The organism is Chryseobacterium binzhouense, assembly GCF_007474545.1.
Lineage (GTDB): Bacteria > Bacteroidota > Bacteroidia > Flavobacteriales > Weeksellaceae > Chryseobacterium > Chryseobacterium binzhouense.
On record NZ_VKOG01000009.1, the window covers coordinates 66,421 to 84,432 of the forward strand.

The 18,012-nt window shown below is 34.5% G+C and carries 16 protein-coding genes; 3 read left to right on the forward strand and 13 right to left on the reverse strand.

The window, feature by feature from the left end:
* Positions 1-4: 4 nt before the first annotated feature.
* The 13 genes from FNE73_RS16045 to FNE73_RS16105 all read right to left on the reverse strand — a co-directional run bounded on the left by FNE73_RS16045 (position 5) and on the right by FNE73_RS16105 (position 12,755).
* Entirely contained in the window at positions 5-799 is a 795-nt protein-coding gene (locus FNE73_RS16045) for a glycosyltransferase family 2 protein (protein ID WP_143885568.1), read from the reverse strand.
* A gap of 17 nt (positions 800-816) precedes the next feature.
* On the reverse strand, positions 817-1,731 hold the full coding sequence (locus FNE73_RS16050; RefSeq protein WP_143885569.1) for a glycosyltransferase family 2 protein: 915 nt from the start codon (positions 1,729-1,731) through the stop codon (positions 817-819).
* Complete coding sequence (locus tag FNE73_RS16055; protein WP_143885570.1) at positions 1,728-2,552, reverse strand: glycosyltransferase; 825 nt, start codon at positions 2,550-2,552, stop codon at positions 1,728-1,730. The genes FNE73_RS16050 and FNE73_RS16055 overlap by 4 nt, the downstream gene beginning before the upstream one ends.
* Before the next feature lie 3 nt (positions 2,553-2,555).
* On the reverse strand, positions 2,556-3,320 hold the full coding sequence (locus FNE73_RS16060; protein WP_143885571.1) for a glycosyltransferase family 2 protein: 765 nt from the start codon (positions 3,318-3,320) through the stop codon (positions 2,556-2,558).
* A gap of 284 nt (positions 3,321-3,604) precedes the next feature.
* A complete protein-coding gene (locus tag FNE73_RS16065; RefSeq protein WP_143885572.1) occupies positions 3,605-4,804 on the reverse strand; it encodes a glycosyltransferase family 4 protein in 1,200 nt (399 codons plus the stop codon).
* Positions 4,797-5,234 (reverse strand): GNAT family N-acetyltransferase, encoded by a 438-nt coding sequence (locus FNE73_RS16070; protein ID WP_143885573.1) that lies wholly within the window; start codon positions 5,232-5,234, stop codon positions 4,797-4,799. The genes FNE73_RS16065 and FNE73_RS16070 overlap by 8 nt, the downstream gene beginning before the upstream one ends.
* Positions 5,221-6,327 carry a DegT/DnrJ/EryC1/StrS family aminotransferase gene (locus FNE73_RS16075; protein ID WP_143885574.1) on the reverse strand — a complete coding sequence of 369 codons (1,107 nt, stop codon included), beginning with the start codon at positions 6,325-6,327 and terminating at the stop codon, positions 5,221-5,223. Before FNE73_RS16075 ends, FNE73_RS16070 begins: the two co-directional genes overlap by 14 nt.
* A 2-nt stretch (positions 6,328-6,329) precedes the next feature.
* Positions 6,330-7,181 carry a class I SAM-dependent methyltransferase gene (locus FNE73_RS16080; protein WP_143885575.1) on the reverse strand — a complete coding sequence of 284 codons (852 nt, stop codon included), beginning with the start codon at positions 7,179-7,181 and terminating at the stop codon, positions 6,330-6,332.
* Positions 7,182-7,187: 6 nt separating this feature from the next.
* Positions 7,188-8,435, reverse strand: coding sequence for an ABC transporter ATP-binding protein (locus FNE73_RS16085; RefSeq protein ID WP_143885576.1), 1,248 nt, complete (start codon positions 8,433-8,435; stop codon positions 7,188-7,190).
* 88 nt (positions 8,436-8,523) lie between these two features.
* A complete protein-coding gene (locus FNE73_RS16090) occupies positions 8,524-9,372 on the reverse strand; it encodes an ABC transporter permease (protein WP_143885577.1) in 849 nt (282 codons plus the stop codon).
* 115 nt (positions 9,373-9,487) lie between these two features.
* Positions 9,488-10,348, reverse strand: a complete 861-nt coding sequence (rfbA, locus tag FNE73_RS16095; protein ID WP_143885578.1) for a glucose-1-phosphate thymidylyltransferase RfbA — start codon at positions 10,346-10,348, stop codon at positions 9,488-9,490.
* 11 nt (positions 10,349-10,359) lie between these two features.
* Positions 10,360-11,439, reverse strand: coding sequence for a dTDP-glucose 4,6-dehydratase (gene rfbB / locus FNE73_RS16100; protein ID WP_143885579.1), 1,080 nt, complete (start codon positions 11,437-11,439; stop codon positions 10,360-10,362).
* 2 nt (positions 11,440-11,441) lie between these two features.
* Positions 11,442-12,755 (reverse strand): UDP-glucose dehydrogenase family protein, encoded by a 1,314-nt coding sequence (locus tag FNE73_RS16105; protein WP_143885580.1) that lies wholly within the window; start codon positions 12,753-12,755, stop codon positions 11,442-11,444.
* Positions 12,756-13,043: 288 nt separating this feature from the next.
* On the opposite strand from FNE73_RS16105, the gene rimP reads away from it, so the two are divergent.
* From rimP to infB, 3 genes are all read left to right on the forward strand, one after another.
* Positions 13,044-13,511 carry a ribosome assembly cofactor RimP gene (gene rimP / locus FNE73_RS16110; RefSeq protein WP_143885581.1) on the forward strand — a complete coding sequence of 156 codons (468 nt, stop codon included), beginning with the start codon at positions 13,044-13,046 and terminating at the stop codon, positions 13,509-13,511.
* Positions 13,512-13,529: 18 nt separating this feature from the next.
* Positions 13,530-14,765, forward strand: coding sequence for a transcription termination factor NusA (nusA, locus tag FNE73_RS16115; RefSeq protein ID WP_143885582.1), 1,236 nt, complete (start codon positions 13,530-13,532; stop codon positions 14,763-14,765).
* A 79-nt stretch (positions 14,766-14,844) separates the two neighbouring features.
* Positions 14,845-17,835: a translation initiation factor IF-2 gene (gene infB / locus FNE73_RS16120; RefSeq protein WP_143885583.1), complete on the forward strand. Its 2,991-nt coding sequence runs from the start codon at positions 14,845-14,847 to the stop codon at positions 17,833-17,835.
* Positions 17,836-18,012 lie beyond the last annotated feature (177 nt).

Sequence of the window (18,012 nt, forward strand, 5' to 3'; positions counted from 1 at the left end):
AGAATTATTTTAGCAAATGATCATATTCATTTGAGGCATGATTTCCTTTTTCATCAAGTTTCCATGAAGAAGACTGGTTGGCTGTTTTTATATAAAATAGATTTTCTTCTGTAAGATCATTGGGGTTGAGATACCATCCTCCATGTTTACAAGTGAAATCTCCTGCCATTCTGATAGCCGTCATAAACTTAAATAAGTTAAAAATCGTTTTAGGATATTTAGGTTTATACAGAGCGAAAGTGGTGTCTATAAAAGCAAAATAAATATTTTTTTCAAGTTCATCCTGCCAGAAACGTTTTTCCCAAGTCTGAACTTTTTCTTTTAACGGATAATAATCGGGAATATATTTGGTGTCAATGGCAAAACCTATTTTGTTGACTTTTTTATAATATTTAAGAAGATAATTAAGCATACATGTCTCAAAATCCTCCGGTAGATTTTCATTGGGAACAATATCCGAATCTGTAAGAAAATAAAATCCTTTTCCGTATTTCTGCTGAAGATCTTTATTTTTAAAGAATACGTCATGCCCGAAATTAATATTCATTCTTTCAACAGTTACCACGTTCTGAATTTCTGAATAATAATCTAAAAGAGGCGGGAAACTGGATGCATTATCAATAATGACGATGTTTTTAAATTCTCTTTTAATCAGGAAATCAATGAGTTGCTTTAAGAAAAAAAGCTGATTAAAATTGATGATGATAACCGGAATACTTTTATGATCAATCATCTGTCGACGCACAGTACCGTCAAATTTCAGCAAAAATTTGAGATAAAGCATATCTAAATACAACATGAGTCTACGTTTTGTGATCATGCTTTGGAATGTTTTATTTTCTTATTGATTAACCAGACGGTTTTAATCATATCAAAATATCTTTTCGGGTATCCTCTTTTCATAAGAATTGTAAAAAGCCTGAGATAAGGTTTCAAAAAGTTTTTATCACAGAATTTGAGGTGATCATTCAACATTCTTATCAGGAAGCTCTTATCAAAATTTTCTGAATATTTATTCAGCACTGTTTCCCTCATCATGTGATAGCCAAGATCTTTTTTTGCCTGTAAGGATAAATCACCAGATATGCTGGAAGTAGACATTCTCACAGTAACCTTAGCATCTGCGATATAAAATACTTTATTCAATTCCGAAAAAGTTAGAATAGCATAATCATCGGCTCCCCATGCAAAAGGGATTTTTAGAAACCGATGCTTTTTATAAGCCGAGAGTTTAAAAATATTTTCAGATAAACTACTGGGCATGAGTCCTTTATATTTTCTTTTAAATAATTCTGTTGATGGAATTATCCTCTCATCAGTCGTAATAGAATGTAAAATATTTTTATTTTTATCTACTATATCATGAGAAAATTTGATAGCAGAGATATTTTCAGAGTGTACTTGGAGTAGATTTTGATAAAACTCTTCTACAAAGTTTTCTGAAATAATATCGTCATCACCTAATATCTGAAACCAGTCTTCTTTAACATTTCCCAGAATTCTTTCCCACTGCAAAGCCAGGTTTTCCCCTCCTACATTATCATTATAATCAAAATAAAAATAAGAGAAATCACTCAAATATTTTTCAATAAGTGGTAAGGGATCATCGGGGCTTGCATCGTTCCCGATATACAATACAAAATTTCTGTTGCTTTGTGCCGCAACAGATTGTAAGGTTTCTTCAAAGAAATCTATTTTGTAGTAAGGAATGACGATGGCGAGACGATTCATAATTGAGAAAATACAAATTTTAATAATGGAATATATTTTCTTTTACCAATTTTAAAATAAGGAAAAAACCTTAATACTTTAAAAAAGGTGATGATGTTTTTAGGATAATACCCGAAGTATTGACGGACGAACCTTTCATATAACTGATATTCCAAATCTTTATTTACAGTTGTATTGAAATTACTCCCTATTGATTTTCTGATGTAAATATTTGTTTCAAACCAATCCTTGTCGGGTTTTCCCTCTGAATAGTGTTCCAAAACAATTTTTGAAGTTACAAAGTTTTGGTATTTTTTCGAGACTCTGAGACTAAGATCAGTATCGTATCCGTGATATCCTTTCAGAATGTTATTAAATGGAAATTCTATATACACAGACTTTCTAATTCCTAAAAAAACACCGTCTACAGCCAATACCTTTTCTTTTTCAGTATCAAATGTTTTCTCAAGAACTACTTTACCATCTTTTTTATGTTGGATAATATTTATTTTTGCGTTTTCCATAGTCGTAAACCAACCATATGGTGATGAAGGTACATAAGTACCGCCAGCAAGACCGATTATTCCTGTATCAAAAGATGATAGTAACCTCACCAGAGTATGTCCCCAATTATTTTTATTAAACTTTACATCTTCATGCAGGAAAAGAAGTTGATCATATTTTGCTTTATTGGCTCCTTTGTTATATGCTTCGCAAAGTCCCATGGCTGCAAAGTTTTCTATTTTTATTATTTCATATTTCACACCACAAGTTTCTGCAATGTTTTTTTCCAAGGCAGTGTAATAGTGAGGTTGATATGATGAAATAATAATGGAAAGCATGAATTAAAATCTGGATTTTAAATTAGTCACAATATTGTAAATTTTATCACCTAATTTATATTCTTTAGAATTCTTTTTAAAATCATTGATAATAATGTTTTCTTTATGCGTTAAAGGAAGTAGTTTAATAAATTCCTCATCTACAGGTGTTTGTGAGCTTAGTCCGCCTTGGTCATTAAAGTTGCAGATGATTGTATCTATATATTTACAATGAATATCTGGTAATGAAAAGCATCTTATATTAAAATCCCAATCTGCCCATATTTTAAAATACAGATTAAAGTTTCCGAGTCTGTTGAAAAGGTCTTTTTTATAAAAAATAGCCTGATGGCAAATATTGTCTATTTTTTGCAAATAAAGTCTATCATATTCTCTTCCATGTATAATTTTACGATAGGTAAAATAAGCTTTGCCATATACAAAATCATGGTTTTTAAAGTTTGGAACAACCTCATTCAGTACATTTTGGCTGTATAGTATATCATCACTTCCCAAAAAGTAAATCCATTTTCCAGATGCTTTTTCAATGCCTTTATTCATAGCATCGTATACACCTGAATCTTTTTCTGAAAAAATCTTTATTTTGGGATTATTAAATTGCCGAACAATTGATAAAGTGGCATCATCCGAAAGTCCATCCATTATAAGAATTTCGTAGTCTTCAAAAGTTTGCTCTAAAACACTTCTAATACTTTCCGAAATTGTTTTTTCAGAATTATAGGTAGGTATTACTATACTAAGCGTTGGAATTTTAGTTATGTTTACCATTGTTTTGTTTCCATTTGATCTGAAAAATAGACATTTATTTTTGAATTTCTGAAAATATATTTAAAAAAATCTTTGCCAAATTTTATTAAATTTTGAGAATGGTCAATTTTTTCAATTCTTTCCAGTTAATCAGGATGGCTACATTCTTTAGTTTTTCTTAAGTCTTATACGGGTGAGGTTCTGGTTAAGCACATTGCTAAACCTTCTCTGGTCAAGGTGTCTAAAAATGTAGTATCCACTATTTCTTGGTGTCTGCGATGTATATTTTGAAGGTATTTGATATATTAGACATGCAAGTCAGAATATATTTTGTTTAGTTTTTGGCTCGCATCAGTTTCAATTAAACGTTGCTGCTGTTTTCTGCAGTTGTTAGTAGAACGCGTTCTATATTCAACTTCTAACCATAGTTTAAGTATTTTCTCAGCCATATCTTCTATCGACAAAGGGTCAAAAATAAAATCAGCGTTTCCTATTGTTTCTGGAAGTGATGTTGTACTAGAGCATATTACCGGGATTTCCATTAGGATACTTTCCATCAAGGGAAAACTACCTGCTTCATAGAGAGTGGGAACTACCACCCCAATAGTAGTTTTGTAGAGATTATACAATGTTAATTCATCAACGATTCCCAAGATTATAATTTGATTATCCAATTGGTATTTCTTGATCATTCTTGTAATATACCTACCATGGTCAAAATTATGATCACCTGTAAGCACCAAATTTACACTAATACCTTTATGCTCTTTTATGTATTTTATCGTCTCAACAAGTTTTTCATGATTTTTATGTTTCCAAAAATTAGCAGGATATAGTAGGAATTTTTCAGGAACAGAGGTTGGCTTCGTGAACTTATGGTTCAGATATTTACTAAACCATAGTTTGTTCATTTTTAGCAGAAGTACATCAATCTTATTTGAGTCCTTAGCAAAAAATTTCACTAAATCATTCTTTACATGTTGATAACTAACAATTACCTTATCTGCTCTATCAATATAATCCTTGTAATGCACAGCTCTGTATGCTCTCTGTTCAGCAGTGAAAAATTCAGGAAAATAAAGTTCTTGAACATCATGCAAGGTAGTTATCAGTTTAACATTTTTTTTCTGTGGAATATATTGATAAGGACAATGAATAATATCTATGTTATTTAAAGAAATTATTTTATCTAAAATAGTCATTTTATTAAATGATATTTTTTTTATCAATAAATTTTTGCTTCTATTATATATTCGCAATAAGTTTTGGTTAAATATCTCTTTCTTAGTAAAATCATAATCTTGTGATTTTATATGCTTTAAATGAGGGTTTTCAATTAAAATATTCATTATTACCTCATCATTACCATCATGATAAATGCAAAAATGATACTTATCTATTAAATCTGTGAACAAATTTAATAGACCTGCAGCATATTGTCTCACACCCCCTGCATCTTGTGATAGATTAGGAATATAAAATAGAATGTTCTTTTTTCTACTCATCTTTCAGTGTTAATAAATACTTATAAAAACTAACATCCTCGGAATCTTTGATCTTTCTAAAATTAAATTTTGAATATAGATTTTGAGCTGATAGATTATCTTTATCGACCGTTAGCATCACTTCAGAAATTTTATTATTTTTTGCCTCTATGATTAATTTCTCCATTATCAAATTGCCAATTCCCTTTCCTTGACAGCTTGGTAAAATTGCAATCCCTAACCAAATTTTATCACCATCTTTGTCAAGGTGACCATAACCTATCGGAATTTGCTCGTTTAATACTAATACTGTTACTATGTGGTTGCCAATAATATTTAGAGACCTTTTTTCAAAATATCTGAATTTTTTTCTTGCCTCCCCAATATTTAGAATAAATGATTCAAGCAACCTTAAATCATTAGTATTATTTTCAATTTTAATTATTTCCATGCAATGTAAAAAACTCTTTGATAGTGTCACAAATAAAAACTATTTGCTCGTCTCTTAGATCTGGAAAGCTTGGGAGATTGATGCCTCTCCATCCCAAATTCTCTGCGTTAGGATGTTTTTGGAATTTTTGAGAATACATCGGCATAGTATGTACAGGATAAAAAAGCGGTCTTGTTTCAATTCCCTTCTGCGCTAAATGCTCTCTAAGATTGTCCCTACTATTATCATCAGGCACTAAAATTGAACACATCCAGTAAGAGTGTAAGGTGTTTTTTGCTTCATCGTGAAATTGTACCTTAGTGTTTTTGAGTTGAGTTTTATAAACTTCCGCAATCTGTCTCTTACGTTTGATAAAATCGTCTATTTTTTCCATTTGTGCGTAGCCTATAGCTGCACAAATATTAGTCATTCGATAATTATATCCCACTACATCATGCCAATATTGTCTATGCTGTGCCAAACCTTGCCCTTTAAAATGCGCAGATCTTTTGTAAAGAGTTTCATCATTTGTAACAACCATGCCTCCTTCTCCCGTAGTAATAGTCTTATTACCAAAAAAACTAAATGTTGAAATATCTCCGAATGTTCCTACATGTTGCCCTTCAAATTTAGTTCCGATTGCTTCAGCGCAATCTTCAATAAGAAATATGTTTTTCTCATCGCACAATTCTTTGAGAGCCTTCATATCACATGAATGACCATAAAGATGAACCGCCATTACTGCTTTGGTTTTTGCGGTAATTTTTTTTCTAACATCTTCAATGTCCATTTGCCAGTAAGCCTCTTCCGAATCTACAAATACTGGTGTCGCTCCGGTATAATGAATAGCGTTGACAGATGCAATATATGTTAATGTGGGTACAATCACTTCGTCATCGGGACCAACGCCTAATGCTACTAAAGCTAAGTGAATTGCAACCGTACCGTTTGCTACAGTAGTGGCATATTTTACTCCGATAAAACTCTTGAAACTCTCTTCAAAAAGATTTATATATTTTCCTTTAGAAGATATCCAGGTGCTATCTAAGCAATCATTAACGTATTTTTTTTCGTTACCGTTTAAAGATGGCTGGTAAATGGGTATTTCAATCATGGTTATTTATTTATCAAAGATTTAATGTATTCAAAGTCTTTTCCGAGTAGGCTTTCTCTTTTTTTTATTGTAACATTTTCAGGTTTTGTTTTATCTTCAAATATTCTGGTAATCCAACTTGATGATTTTGATGAAGGTTTTACAGTGTCAAAAATTAGTGGGTTTTTTAATAAATTTTTCTTCGTTAAAACATGCAGGTTATATCCATTAGAAAACAGCTGCAAGTTATATATTTTAGCAATCTCTTGTAGAGAAGCCAAACTATAAAATGCAATATGCTGTCCGCCTTCAGGAGCGAAATACCACCAATCATCTGCTGAAATCATTTTCCTATCCTGTGGAATCAATTCTGTTGAAAAAATGATTGTCTCTGTATAGCTTAACATCTTGGCAATTTCATCTAAGGGATTAACTAAATGTTCAAAAACTTCAAATGCCGTAAGAACTTCGAAACTATTTACGGTACCGTTAAGATCTTTAATGTCAAAAAATTCCGCAAAAAGATTTTCGCAATAAATGTCTTGTCTAAAGAAATCAAAACCCTTATCCCTCATCATTCTTACAAACATTCCGTATCCACCTCCGTAGTCTAAGAATTTTGCATTAGAATCAAATTGATCAGTTAGTAAGATTTTTTCTAAATTATTACTTAATTCAATGTTACGATATATTAATCCTATGTCTAATTTTCCTATTGCACTGCCATATGCCACATCTAACCAGAAAGGGTCTTCAGTTTGAATAAAATCACAGCTTTCACACTGATAGTAAGATACATTATATTTAGAAAGTAATATGGCTTCAAAAATCTTTTCAGAGTTATTTGAACAGACTTTACATTTAACTGTTTTCATATTTTTTTATTTCCATTCACAATTAGCAAATACACATCCATAGTCAGCACCATTATAAATATGAAAGTCTGTTCCAGTTTCTTCTATAGTAAAAGAAACGACATCTTCTATGTATGATAATAATTTTTTGTTGGGTACGTGAAGTGCTACGACAATACGGTAAGTATTTGGTACTAAAAAATTTTTAGGAATAATACATTCAACACGGTATAAGCAATCATCTTTTTTTGTAAAGAGCGAAACTTTCTTTTGTGTTGTAAAAACAACTCTCTCCTTTTGATCTGTAACTCTTATTCCTATTTCTGCATCGTTTACAAACTGATCTTCGATAGAAAACACTATAGGAACAGTAATGTCTTCATTAAAATAAAGGTTGCTGGCAAGTTTATTTTCTTGGTTTAGAACTTTAATTTCTTTTATATCATTCTCTTCAGTAGATTCAGAAATGTAGATGTTGCTTGATGAATTTCCAGAAGATACATAAGAATCCATCGCACCTTTTATCATTCCATTATAGATAAGCTTACCCTGTTCCAGTACCATTCCCTTATTACAAAGTGTATTTACGGCTGCCAGATTATGGCTCACAAACAAAATCGTCCTTCCTTCACCCTTCGTTACATCGCCCATTTTCCCCAGACATTTCTTTTGAAATTCAGCATCGCCTACTGCCAATACCTCGTCAACTATTAGAATCTCAGATTCAAGATGAGCAGCTACAGCAAAAGCAAGACGTACATACATTCCGGAAGAATATCTTTTCACGGGGGTGTCAATATATCTCTCAACGCCTGAGAAATCCACAATTTCGTCAAATTTACGTGTGATTTCTTTTCTCGTCATTCCAAGAATAGCACCATTAAGATAAATGTTTTCCCGACCTGTCATTTCCGGATGAAAACCTGTTCCTACCTCCAGAAGAGAAGCAATTCTCCCATTTGTGTAGATTTTACCTGTGGTGGGTTTGGTAACTTTGCTTAAAAGTTTAAGAAGGGTAGATTTTCCTGCGCCGTTTCTTCCGATGATTCCAACAGCATCACCTTGTTCGATTTCAAAATTAATATCTTTTAATGACCATACGTATTCAGAATTACTTTTTCTAGTTCTGTCATTAGCATCACCAATTTGTAAATAAGGATCTTCTTTGCCACGTATTTTGTGCCAGAATCTGTTGAGATCATGGGAAAGTGTTCCTGTACCTACCTGACCAAGTCTGTACTGTTTTGATATGTTTTCTGCTTTTATTGCAAGCATTTTTTTTTATTTTAAATTTTAAAATTAAGGGTTCAGATTTGTAATTGCTAAGTTTAGCAGATATTATAATTTGCTAATAATAATCATATCAAACCGTGTCCATAAAAGTTTTTTCTACCCTATTAAAAATAACTGTCCCTATTGCTAAAAGGATAAAAATAATGATAGTGCTTATGCTGAGCATTGCCATCGAAAAGTCTCCTTTTCCGAGCCAGCCGTATTTAAAACATTCAAAAATTCCAGTTAAAGGATTGTAAACAGCAAGCTTTTTCCAGATTCCTGTTAACGCTGAAGCAGGATATATCACCGGTGTTGCGTACATATATAAGCTAACTCCGAATCCTAAAAGCATATTGAGATCTTTGTATTTTGTCGTTAATGCAGAAAAAATCATTCCTACACCTAAAGCAAAAGCAGCCATAAGAAGAATTAAGAAAGGTGTAGCCAGAACCCAAATGTTTGGTTGCACTTCTTCTTTAATCAAAAAGTAAATCCAAAATGACAGAAACAATAAAAACTGCACACCAAATTTCATTAAGTTTGAAATAACGATCGAAATAGGAGTAACCAGTCTTGGGAAATAGACTTTTCCAAAAATTGCTGCATTGCCTGCAAAAGTGTAAGAAGTACCGGTAAGACTGCCTGAAAAGTAATTCCAAAGCATGACACCTGCTAGATAAAATAAAATTTTAGGAGCACCGTCTGTCGGTAGGTTCGCAATGTTGCCAAAAATAATAAGATAGGCTAATGTTGTGAAAATTGGATTAATAAAAAACCAAATTGGACCTAAAATAGTCTGTTTAAAACCTGAAACAAAATCTCTTTTTACAAACATGTATATAAGATCTTTGTATCTCCAGACTTCTTTAAGCTTAAGGTCAAACAATGAGTGGCTGTCTTCAATCGTTTCAGTCCACTTTTGTTGTGGTTTATTCATTTGAGGGAATTTTTTTACAAATTTAGTGTTTTTGTTTTTTTTTGATCAAATACAAAGCTATGGAAATTAATTGTTTAAATTGACATAACTCTGTATTTCATTATTTGCAGGTGGGTTACAATGTTAATTTCTTCAGGTACTCACCATATCCGCTTTTGCCATATTTTGAAGCTGTTTCCAAAAGCTTTTCTTCATTAATAAAACCGTTTCTGAAAGCAATTTCTTCAATACATCCGATTTTAAATCCCTGCCGCTTTTCAATAACACTTACAAATTCTGAAGCGTCATTTAAGGAGTCGAAGGTTCCTGTATCCAGCCATGCAGTACCTCGGTCTAATACTCCTACTTCTAGTTTTCCCTTGTTGAGATACACATTATTTACATCGGTGATCTCCAGTTCTCCTCGTGAAGAAGGTTTAATGTTTTTTGCAATTTCAACCACTTCATTGTCATAAAAATACAATCCGGGAACAGCGTAATTTGATTTTGGCTCTAATGGTTTCTCTTCAATAGAAACTGCTTTAAAGTTATCGTCAAATTCCACAACGCCATATCTTTCCGGGTCTGAAACATGATAGGCAAAAACAACGCCTCCGTCAGGATTGGTTTTATTTTTAAGTAAAGTTCCCATTTCGGAACCATAAAAAATATTGTCTCCTAAAACCAATGCAGCAGAATCATTCCCGATAAACTGATCTCCTAGAATGAAAGCCTGCGCTAATCCGTCCGGACTTGGCTGTACTACATATTCTATATTACATCCAATTTGCGAACCGTCTCCTAATAGCTTGATAAAACCAGCCTGATCATGCGGAGTTGTGATGATTAAAATATCTTTAATTCCTGCTAAAAGCAATGTGGAAAGCGGATAATAGATCATCGGTTTATCATAGACCGGCATCAGCTGCTTGCTTACGGCAATGGTAAGAGGGTAAAGTCTGGTTCCGGAACCTCCGGCGAGTATTATTCCTTTCATTTTAATATGAATTAGCTGTATTGCTTTTCGTAATATTTCTTATAATCTCCGCTAGTTACATTTCCCAGCCATTCTTTATTTTCAAGAAACCAGTCTATTGTTTGGGATAAGCCTTCTTCAAAAGTTACAGATGGCTTCCAGCCTAAATCTTTATTTAGTTTTGTGGCATCAATGGCGTAACGTTTGTCGTGTCCTGGTCTGTCTTTTACGAAAGTAATGAGTTTTTCGCTGTGACCTTCTGGTTTTCCGAGTTTAGCATCCATTTGTCTGATGAGTTCTTTGATAAGATCAATGTTTTGCCACTCATTCCATCCACCGATGTTATAGGTCTCGCCTGTTTTAGCTTCATGGAAAATCCTGAAAATAGCTTTTGCATGATCTACTACAAATAGCCAGTCCCGGGTATATTTTCCGTCTCCGTAAATAGGCAGAGGTTTTTCGTTAATGATATTATGAATACAAAGAGGAATCAGCTTTTCAGGAAAATGATTCGGACCATAGTTGTTGGAGCAGTTTGAGACAATAAACGGCATTCCGTACGTATTTCCATACGCTCTTACCAAATGATCAGAAGCTGCTTTGCTTGCTGAATAAGGTGATTTAGGATCATAAGGGGTTTCCTCGGTAAAAAATCCAGTTTCTCCTAATGCGCCGTAAACTTCATCTGTGGAAACGTGATAAAAAAGATTAGTTCTAGGTTCGTCAGGGAAATTTCCGTGTTGGTGATCGGGATTTAATGTCCAGAATTCTTTTGCTAAATTTAAAAGATTAGCAGTTCCGTTTACATTGGTATTAATAAATGCATTCGGATCTGTGATGCTTCGGTCTACATGGCTTTCAGCTGCTAAATGAATAACGGCATCCGGTTGATATTTTTCGAAAACTCTCCTTAATTCTTCAGGTTGGGTGATGTCTGCTTTTTCAAAAACGTAGTTAGACTCGTTTTCAATATCTTTTAAATTTTCAAGATTTCCGGCATACGTTAATGCGTCAAGATTGATAATTTTAGTTTCGGGTAAATTTTTAACAAATTCTCTTACCACGTGTGAGCCTATAAATCCGGCTCCTCCGGTTATGATGATGTTTTTCATGATTAATTTAAAATTGTTTTTCGCCCTATACTTTTATAATAAAAACCATTCTGTTCTGCTACTTCCAGCGGAAACATATTTCTTCCGTCAAAAATCACCTTGTTTTTCATTTTTTTTGCCATCAGTCCAAAATTTGGATTTTTAAATTCCGGCCATTCTGTAGCGATAAATAAAGCGTCTGCATCTTCTAATGCATCATACATTGTGTTGGCATACTGTATTTTGTCTCCCAAGAGTTTTTTTACATTCTCTTCTGCAATGAGATCATAGGCGGTGATTTTTGCCCCTTTTGCTTTAAGCAGAGCAATATTATCCAAAGATGAAGCTTCTCTTATGTCATCTGTATTGGCTTTAAAAGCTAATCCCCATACTGCGATTTTCTTTCCCGCAAGATTTCCTCCGAAATATTTTTCAATTTCAGAAACAAGAATAACTTTTTGAGCAATATTTACATTTTCCGTTGCCTGAAGGATCTGAAAATCAAAATTATCATCTTTTCCTGATTTTATCAGTGCTTTTACGTCTTTAGGAAAACAGCTTCCGCCATACCCGATACCCGGGAAAAGAAAACGGTGTCCTATTCTGTCATCACTTCCCATGCCGAGTCTTACCTTGTCTACATCTGCGCCCACTTTCTCACAATAATTGGCAATTTCATTCATAAACGTAATTTTTACGGCTAAAAATGAATTTGAGGCATATTTCGTAAGCTCTGAGGATTTTTCGTCCATAAAAATAATAGGAACTCCGGTATTGGTAAACGGCTGATAAATCTTGGCCATGATATCTTTTGCCGTTTCAGAACTAGATCCTACTACTACTCTCGCAGGGTTCATAGAATCTTCTACAGCAAAACCTTCTCGTAGAAATTCAGGATTAGAAACTACATCAAACGGAATTTTTGTTTTGGATGCGATAACATTTCTTACCTTATCTGCTGTACCTACAGGAACCGTACTTTTATTTACGATCACTTTATATTCTGTCATCATTTCACCAATATCATTGGCGACTTTTAAAACGTAAGAGAGGTCTGCAGAGCCATCTTCTCCGGGTGGAGTAGGCAGGGCAAGATAAATAACTTCGCTTTTATCCAAAGCTTCTTTTAAATCAGTAGTGAAAAATAATCTTTCAGACTGTATGTTTCTCAGAAACATTTCTTCCAGATTCGGCTCATAGATGGGAACTACGCCGTTTTTCATGCCTTCTACTTTTTTTTCATCTATATCAACACAGTATACAGAATTTCCAAGTTCTGCAAGGGTGGTTCCAGTAACCAAGCCTACATAGCCTGTTCCTACTATTGTTATATTCAAAATATATGTTTTTAAAAAATCTGCAACAAAAATACTAAAATACTTTCAATATAATTTAAATGCCCCGTTAACATACAGAAAATCATTGATGAAAGATCTTTAAGTGTAAGATGACAGCTGTCTTATATAAGATGCTAATTTTGAAATAGACAACATATTATATTGATTATGAATAAGGTTTGTGTTTTTTAGAAAAAAGTCTTATCTTTGCAGGAGATTTACGGAAAAAATGGAAAGGCTTCTAAGAGAAAGCCTTTTTTCGTACTGGTAAATCAGGTATTATAGAATATGGAGTTTAGAAAAAATATTGAAACATTATTGAATGAATTTCTGGAAACAAGAAATGATTTGTTTCTTATTGATTTGAAATTTTCTGCTGCGGATGATATTACAGTAATCTTAGACGGAGACAACGGAGTGTCGGTTCAGGACTGTCTTGATGCAAGCCGGGCAATAGAATTTAATATGGATCGTGAGGAGCATGATTTCAGTCTTCAGGTAATGTCAGCAGGACTCAGTGAGCCGCTTTCCATCCCGAGACAATATCAGAAAAACATCGGACGTGAAATTGAAGTTCTTTTGAACGATTCATCTAAAACTGAAGGCGAACTTATCGCTGCCGATGAAGAAAAAATCACTCTGATACTTCGGTACAGAAAACCGAAAGATATCGGTAAAGGTAAAGTTGATGTGGAAGAGGAGAAAGAGATTCCTTACGCAGAGATAAAAAAAGCGTTGGTAGTAATTAAATTTTAATAAAAAGAAAAAAGATAAATGGATAATATAGCGTTGATTGAATCCTTTGGTGATTTTAAAGACGAAAAAGGGATCAGTAAAATTGATTTGATGGCAATCATTGAAGATTCCCTCAAAACATTGCTGAGAAAAAGATATGATTCTGATGATCATTTTGACGTGATTGTAAACCCGGATAAAGGAGACTTTCAGATATTCTTAAATAAAACAATCGTTGAAGATGATATGTCTGAAGACGATGATCTTGAAATTGAAATTTCTGCTGCAAAAAAAATAGATCCTACTTTTGAAGTAGGTGAGGATTTTACCATGGAAATTCCGGTTGCGCAGTTAGGAAGAAGAAATATTTTGACGCTGAAACAGATTTTAGCAACAAAATTGCAGGAGCATAACAATGCAATGCTTTATGAGCAGTTCAGAGACAGAATCGGTGAGATTGTTATTGGTGAAATTCATCACATTCGCCATAAGCATGTAATTTTGCTGGATGATGAGGGTAACGAATTTATTTTACCTAAAGAAAATCAGATTCCTTCAGATTTCTTTAAAAAAGGTGAAAATATCAGAGCAATCGTAGAAAGTGTTGATTTTAAAGGTTCTAAACCGCAGATCATTATCTCAAGAACAGCTCCGAAATTCCTTGAAAAGTTGTTGGAATTAGAGATTCCTGAAATTCAGGACGGAACAATTATCCTTAAAAAAGCGGTAAGAATTCCTGGTGAAAAAGCAAAAATTGCTGTGGATGCTTATGACGACAGAATAGATCCTGTAGGAGCTTGTGTAGGAGTAAAAGGTTCCAGAATTCACGGTGTTGTAAGAGAGTTGAGAAACGAAAATATAGATGTGATTCAGTGGTCTAAAAACCCTGAGATTATGGTAAAACGAGCTTTAGGAAATGTTACCATCAATAAAATTGACATCAACGAGGAGGCAAACTACGCATTAGTGTATACTCCGGTTGAAGATATTTCTAAAGTTATCGGTAAGCAGGGACAAAACATCAGACTGGCTTCATGGCTGTCTGGATACGAAATTGATGTATACAGAGAAGCAAGCGAAGATGATGACGTAGACTTGAAAGAGTTTAATGATGATATCGAACAGTGGATTTTGGATGAATTCAATAAAGTAGGTCTTACTACAGCAAAATCAGTGTTGGATAAGGATACAGAAAGTCTTTTGAATATGGTAGATCTTGAAGAAGAAACCATTGAAGATGTAAAACGTATTTTGAGAGAGGAGTTTGAAGATTAATATTTAGAAATAAATTTTAATAAAAAGTAAAAAACGACACTTTAATTTTTAAGAATTAAAAAAACAGTAAATAATATAGATGCCAAAAATAAGATTAAATAAAGCGGTTAAGGAATTCAACATTTCGATGTCCAGATTGGTAGAGTTTTTACAGTCTAAGGGTTTCGAGGTTGAAAGCAATCCTAACGCTCAATTAGAAGAAGCGGCATATTCTGCATTGGAAGCTGAGTTTGCCAAAGACGGCGAACAGCGCAAAGCTTCCCATGAGGTGGTGATATCTAAAGTTCCGGAAGAAAAACTGGAAATTGAAGAAAAGAAAACCCCCGAAGTAATAAGAGCTAAAGCTAATATAAAACCGGAAACCAGAATTTTAGGTAAAATTGATCTTGAACCTAAGAAAGCTGAGCCCGTGGCTAAAGAGCCCGTTCCTGAGCCTTCCCAACCAGCAGAAAAGCAAAAAGAAGAGGAGGTGAAAGAAGTAAAAGAAACAGAAGCACCTGTTTCCGAGCCAAAATCTACTCCTGAGAAACAGGAATTTAAAGTATTGGATAAAATTGATCTTTCCCAGATAGAAGGAAACAGGAACAGACCTGCAAAAAAAGAAAAACCAAAAGCCGAAGAACCAAAAGTTGAGAAAAAAATAGCTGAGCCTGCAAAAGAAGAACCTCCAAAGGCAGTAGAAAAACCTGTACAAAAAGCAGAAGAACCGAAACCTGTGGCTCCTGCAGAAGAATCTCAGGAACCTCAGAAGATTGAGACGGTTTATCAAAAGTTGGATGGTCCTAAAATCGTTGGTGAAAAAATAGATTTAACTCAGTTTGCTCCAAAACCGAATTCAGGAGCTAAAAAGAAGAGAAAAAGAATAGAAAAGCCGGGTGGTGGTTCCAATCAAAATAACGGAAACAGCCAACAAGGTGGAAATAACCAGCAGGGAGGTGGTCAGCAAGGCAATCGTCCTCAGGGACAAGGTGGGCAAAACCGTCAGGGTCAAGGTGGGCAAAACCGTCCACAAGGTCAGGGAGGACAAGGCGGAGGAAACCGATTTGGAAACAATAATCAGGGTAACCGTCCACCAGGACAAGGTGGACAGGGCGGAAACAGAGGAGGCTTCAACAGAGGCGGACAAGGAAACAGACCTGGTCAGAGAACAATGCCTGTAGAATTAACTGATGAGCAGGTTAAAAATCAAATTAAAGAAACTTTAGAAAAGCTTACCAATAAAGGAGGTAAATCTAAATCTTCTAAACATAGAAAAGATAAAAGAAGTTTCCGTAGAGAACAGGACGAGCGTCAGCAGGAAATAGATGCGGCAGACAGAACATTGAAAGTAACCGAATTCATCACCGTTGGTGAATTGGCAAGCTTAATGAATGTTTCTCCTACAGAAGTTATTTCTGCTTGTTTCTCTTTAGGAGTTATGGTTACGATGAACCAAAGACTGGAAGCTGATACATTATTGTTGGTGGCTGATGAATTTGGATATAAGATAGAATTCTCGGATGCAGATCTTGAAGATGCAGATTCTGAGGAAGATATGGATACAGAAGAAAGTTTGTTACCTAGAGCACCGATTGTTACTGTAATGGGACACGTTGACCACGGTAAAACTTCATTGCTGGATTATATAAGAAAAACCAACGTAATTGCAGGAGAATCAGGAGGAATTACTCAGCACATCGGAGCTTACAACGTGAAATTGGAAAATGGTCAGAGAATTACTTTCTTAGATACTCCGGGTCACGAAGCGTTTACTGCGATGAGAGCAAGAGGTGCGCAAGTAACAGATATTGCAATTATCGTAATTGCTGCAGATGATGATGTAATGCCTCAGACGAAAGAAGCGATTTCCCATGCTCAGGCAGCAGGTGTTCCAATGATCATAGCAATCAATAAAGTAGACAAGCCGAATGCGAATCCTGATAATATCCGTCAGCAGCTTTCTGGAATGAATATTTTGGTGGAAGAATGGGGTGGAAATGTTCAGGCGCAGGAAATTTCCGCAAAATTTGGTAACAATGTGGATACGCTCTTAGAAAAAGTTTTGCTTCAGGCAGAAATGCTTGAACTAAAAGCAAATCCTGATCGCGCCGCAAACGGTGTTGTAATTGAAGCTTCATTAGATAAAGGAAGAGGCTACGTAGCAACAATGCTCGTACAAACCGGAACTTTAAGAGTAGGTGATTATGTAGTAGCAGGTAAAAACCATGGTAAAGTAAAAGCTTTGCTTGATGAAAGAGGTAAAAATCTTGAACAGGCAGGTCCATCAATTCCAGCAACAATATTAGGATTAGACGGAGCGCCTACAGCAGGTGATAAATTCCGGGTGTATGCTGATGAAAGTGAAGGAAAGTCAATTGCTAACAAGAGAGAGCAGCTACAAAGAGAATTATCAATCAGAACCAAGAAACATACAACACTTGAAGAATTAGGCAGACGTATTGCTTTAGGAGAGTTCAAAGAATTGAATATTATTCTTAAAGGTGACGTAGACGGATCTGTGGAAGCCTTGTCTGATCAGCTGCAAAGATTATCAACAGAAGAAATCAGTGTAAATATTCTTCACTCAGGTGTTGGGCAGATTACTGAGTCGGATATTAACTTGGCCGCAGCATCTGATGCTATTATTATCGGATTTAACGTAAGAGCTGGAGCTAATGCAAAAGATCTTGCAGATCGTGAGGAAATTGAAATCAGAACATATTCAGTCATCTATAAAGCAATTGATGAGGTGAAAGAAGCGATGGAAGGAATGCTTTCCCCTGAAATTCAGGAGCAGGTAATTGGTAATGTAGAAATCCGTGAGGTATTCAAAATTTCTAAAGTAGGAACAATCGCAGGTTGTATGGTTCTTACAGGGAAAGTTACCAGAAATTCTAAAGTTCGTTTATTAAGAGACGGTATTGTTAAATTTGATGGTGAATTGGAAAGTTTGAAACGTTTCAAAGATGATGTGAAAGAAGTAACCAAAGGTTATGAATGTGGATTGAACCTGAAAGGCTATAATGATATCGAACAGGGCGACATTCTTGAAGTATATGAAGAAGTAGCTGTGAAGAAAAAATTGAAGTAATTTAATTTTGTATATATTATAAATATCCTCCTGTGTCAGATGATGCAGGAGGATTTTGTTTATTACTGTTGCTGTTAAGTTTTCCCCCCTTATCTCTCTTCCGTTTTAAGCTGTATCTTTTTGAGCGCTGCTTTTTAGAGTGTTTGAGAAAATGATGCTGTTTCACTCAGGGCTATT

Coding starts and splice junctions, on each gene's coding strand:
- FNE73_RS16060 (WP_143885571.1), bottom strand. CDS start 3,320: ATGGTAAACATAACTAAAATTCCAACGCTTAGTATAGTAATACCTACC.
- FNE73_RS16075 (WP_143885574.1), bottom strand. CDS start 6,327: ATGATTGAAATACCCATTTACCAGCCATCTTTAAACGGTAACGAAAAA.
- rimP (WP_143885581.1), top strand. CDS start 13,044: ATGGAGTTTAGAAAAAATATTGAAACATTATTGAATGAATTTCTGGAA.
- rfbA (WP_143885578.1), bottom strand. CDS start 10,348: ATGAAAGGAATAATACTCGCCGGAGGTTCCGGAACCAGACTTTACCCT.
- FNE73_RS16055 (WP_143885570.1), bottom strand. CDS start 2,552: ATGCTTTCCATTATTATTTCATCATATCAACCTCACTATTACACTGCC.
- rfbB (WP_143885579.1), bottom strand. CDS start 11,439: ATGAAAAACATCATCATAACCGGAGGAGCCGGATTTATAGGCTCACAC.
- FNE73_RS16070 (WP_143885573.1), bottom strand. CDS start 5,234: ATGGAAATAATTAAAATTGAAAATAATACTAATGATTTAAGGTTGCTT.
- FNE73_RS16080 (WP_143885575.1), bottom strand. CDS start 7,181: ATGAAAACAGTTAAATGTAAAGTCTGTTCAAATAACTCTGAAAAGATT.
- FNE73_RS16065 (WP_143885572.1), bottom strand. CDS start 4,804: ATGAGTAGAAAAAAGAACATTCTATTTTATATTCCTAATCTATCACAA.
- infB (WP_143885583.1), top strand. CDS start 14,845: ATGCCAAAAATAAGATTAAATAAAGCGGTTAAGGAATTCAACATTTCG.
- FNE73_RS16085 (WP_143885576.1), bottom strand. CDS start 8,435: ATGCTTGCAATAAAAGCAGAAAACATATCAAAACAGTACAGACTTGGT.
- FNE73_RS16045 (WP_143885568.1), bottom strand. CDS start 799: ATGTTGTATTTAGATATGCTTTATCTCAAATTTTTGCTGAAATTTGAC.
- FNE73_RS16090 (WP_143885577.1), bottom strand. CDS start 9,372: ATGAATAAACCACAACAAAAGTGGACTGAAACGATTGAAGACAGCCAC.
- nusA (WP_143885582.1), top strand. CDS start 13,530: ATGGATAATATAGCGTTGATTGAATCCTTTGGTGATTTTAAAGACGAA.
- FNE73_RS16050 (WP_143885569.1), bottom strand. CDS start 1,731: ATGAATCGTCTCGCCATCGTCATTCCTTACTACAAAATAGATTTCTTT.